Annotated in this window: 3 protein-coding genes and 1 pseudogene; 3 read left to right on the forward strand and 1 reads right to left on the reverse strand. The window is 63.2% G+C overall.

Annotated features, from left to right (window positions below; genetic code table 11):
• Positions 1-642: flagellar motor stator protein MotA (gene motA / locus EOA27_RS29230; protein WP_145970600.1), on the reverse strand; the 642-nt coding region annotated here is incomplete at its 3' end.
• A gap of 147 nt (positions 643-789) precedes the next feature.
• On the opposite strand from motA, the gene EOA27_RS29235 reads away from it, so the two are divergent.
• From EOA27_RS29235 to fliI, 3 genes and pseudogenes are all read left to right on the forward strand, one after another.
• Positions 790-1,911 (forward strand): DUF1217 domain-containing protein, encoded by a 1,122-nt coding sequence (locus EOA27_RS29235; RefSeq protein WP_126081532.1) that lies wholly within the window; start codon positions 790-792, stop codon positions 1,909-1,911.
• 4 nt (positions 1,912-1,915) lie between these two features.
• Positions 1,916-2,638: a flagellar basal-body rod protein FlgF gene (gene flgF, locus EOA27_RS29240; RefSeq protein WP_126081531.1), complete on the forward strand. Its 723-nt coding sequence runs from the start codon at positions 1,916-1,918 to the stop codon at positions 2,636-2,638.
• A 4-nt stretch (positions 2,639-2,642) separates the two neighbouring features.
• A pseudogene (fliI, locus tag EOA27_RS29245) lies at positions 2,643-3,118 on the forward strand (flagellum-specific ATP synthase FliI); the annotation flags it as partial.

Here is a 3,118-nt window from a genome sequence, read left to right on the forward strand (position 1 = left end):
GAAGATGCCGAGGAAGGGTCCGACGAGCGCGGCGCCGATCAGGCCGCCGAGGATCTCGGGCGACTGGTCCAGCGCTCCCATCGCCTTCACCACGCCGAGCACGGCAGCCACGATGCCCAGCGCCGGCAGGCCGTCGCCGACCGCCACCATCGCGTGATAGGCCTTCAGCTTGTCGCTGCGGATCGTCTGGATCTCTTCATCCATCAGCGCCTCGATCTCGTGCGAGCGGGCATTGCCGATGATGATGATGCGGCAATAGTCGCAGATGAAATTCGTCAGGTCATGGTTCTTGAGCACGGTCGGGAAAGCCTGGAAGATGGCCGACTCCTCCGGATTGTCGATATGCGCCTCGACCTCGCTGCGCGATTTCGAGCGCAGTTCGCGCATCAGGCTGTGCAGGACGCCCAGCGTCTCGAGGTAGTCGCGCTCCTTCGGCACCGCCTGCTTGAAGGCCTCGAGAATGCCCTTGCCGGTGTCCTTGACCGTCTTCATCGGATTGGCGACCAGGAAGGTGCCGAGGGCCGCGCCACAGATGACCACCGCTTCCCAGGGCTGCAGCAGCACGTGCAGATGGCCGCCCATGGCCATGAAGCCGCCGAGAACGCAGCCGAGCGTCACCACAAGTCCGATCAGAATGCCCACGGCAGGTCCTTCCGCATGTCACGTCGTGGATCAGGGATAGTCCCCGTGCCTTGTGTGAGGCTTGAATCGAGGGCACCGGACACGATTCAGCTTCGCGCAAGGAAGTGACGTTATTGTTCCGGGATAGCTTCGGCCGGAGGCATGCCCTTGCTCAGTACCTATATCAGCTACCAGTTGATCGCCAAAGACATCCCCAAGTCTATCGCCCGCATCGAGCAGCAGCCGACGGTCGATCGCGACACCCAATACTATCTGGCCAACATCACCAAGGTGAAATCGATCGACGATTTCGTCAACAATGATCGCTTGTTCAAATACGCCATGAAGGCCTACGGGCTGGAGAACATGGACTACGCCAAGGCCTTCATGGTCAAGGCGCTGAAGGAAGGCGTTTCCGATCCCGACAGCTTCGCCAACAAGCTGACCGACAAGCGCTATGCCCAGTTCGTCAAAGCTTTCAATTTCGCGGCGGACGGCGCCAATGCGACCGCCTACAACCCGGCGCAGCAGCTGGTGACGAAAAACTACGCCATCCAGGCCCAGATCGCCGGCCTTGACCCGAATTCGGACTATGTGAAGGGCGAGACGACCTACTATCTCGCCAACATCACCAAGGTGAAATCTGTCGACGATCTGATGTCGAACAACCGGCTCTATACTTATGCACTGGCGGCCTACGGCCTGGATTCAGCAACCGAGGACAAGGACCTGATCAAGTCGGTCCTGCAAGGCGGCGTGCGTGATCCCGACAGCGTCGCCAACCAGCAGACCAACAAGGCCTATGCCGGGCTGGCCTCTGCCTTCAACTTCGAGCAATACGGCGCAAACACCACCACCTATGTTCAGGCGCAGCAGCCGACCGTCGACATTTACATGCGCCAGACGCTGGAGGAGGATGCCGGCAAGACCAACGAGGGCGTGCGGCTGGCGCTTTATTTCCAGCGCAAGGCGCCCGACATCACCAGCTGGTACGACGTGCTGGCAGACACCGCTTTGGCCAGCGTGGTGCGCACCGCGCTCGGCCTGCCTGATTCCTTCGCCACCGCCGACATCGACAAGCAGGCGCAGCTCTTCGGGCAGAAGCTCGACATCAAGGACTTCACCGACCCCGAGAAGCTCAGCAAGTTCCTGACCCGCTTCACCAGCATGTACGAGGTCGCCCACCCGACCTCGACGGCGGTGACGTCGGTCAGCGTGCTCTTCGCGCAGCCCACCAGTGTCGGCATCTCCACGGATCTGATGCTGGCCATGCAGCAATTGAAGTTCTGAGATCATGCAGGACAGTCTTTACGTCGCCCTTTCCTCTCAGATCGCGCTCGAGCGCCGTCTAGACACCATCGCCGACAACGTCGCCAATGCCTCGACCATCGGCTTTCGCGCCACCGGCGTGAAGTTCGAGGACGTGGTCTCGGGCACCGGGCCGAAGTCGGTCTCCTTCGCCTCCTCCGGCAATACCTATCTTTCCGGCGCGCATGGCGCACTGACCGAAACCGGCAACCCCTTCGACTTCGCCATCCAGGGCGACGCCTGGTTCGCCATCGATACGCCCGCCGGCACGGTGATGACGCGCGACGGCCGCTTCTCCATGAACGAGAACGGCGAGCTGATGTCGATCGAAGGCTATCCGGTGCTGGACAGCGGCGGCGCTCCCATCCAGCTCGATCCGCGCAACGGGCCGCCCAAGGCAGGCGCCGACGGCTCGCTCAGGCAGAACGACCAGCTGGTCGGAGCGATCGGTCTCTACAATTTCGACCCCGGCGAGAATTTCGTCCGCTACGGCAATTCGGGCATCGTTCCGGCGCGCACGCCCGAACCGGTCACCGATCGTTCGGACCTCGGTGTCGCACAAGGGTTTCTGGAAGAGTCGAACGTAAACCCGGTGCTGGAAATGACCCGGCTGATCCAAGTGCAGCGCGCTTTCGAGAACACGGCGGCGCTGATGCGGCAGACCGATTCCTCCACCGACGACGCCATCAAGACGCTCGGCTCGAAGTGACGGCATGACGACCGGCTCGTCCCTGTTGCGCGCTTCCGAGAGCCCGGCCAATTCCGGAAGGACGGACCGGCTGGCCGCGCTCGAACGCATCTGGCGCCGGTTCGACGATCCGCAGGCGTTGCTTGCGCGCGGCGGCCGCATCGCCGAGATATCGCCGACGCATTACAAGGTCCGCGGCCTGTCCGGGATTGCCAGGCTCGGCGACATCGTCGAGCAGCGCGGCAAGGCCGGCGCGCGACGCGGCGAGATCGTCAAGATCGGCAGCGACGAGGTGGTGATAGCTCCCTTCGAGCGCAGCGCCGATGCCGGTATCGGCGGCGCCGTCTTTCGTCGCGGCCCGCTCACCGTTACGCCGCATGTCTCCTGGCGCGGGCGTGCCATCGACGCCTTGACCCGCCCCATTGACGGCGGTCCCGCGCTGATCCGGCCGAATGCCGCCGATGTCACGCATGGCGCGACGCCGGGCGCCTTGTCGCGCCA

This window comes from Mesorhizobium sp. M2A.F.Ca.ET.037.01.1.1, assembly GCF_003998075.1.
Taxonomy (GTDB): domain Bacteria; phylum Pseudomonadota; class Alphaproteobacteria; order Rhizobiales; family Rhizobiaceae; genus Mesorhizobium.

Excerpts from the sequence above, each read along its gene's own strand:
- flgF (WP_126081531.1), top strand. The coding sequence starts at position 1,916 with ATGCAGGACAGTCTTTACGTCGCCCTTTCCTCTCAGATCGCGCTCGAG.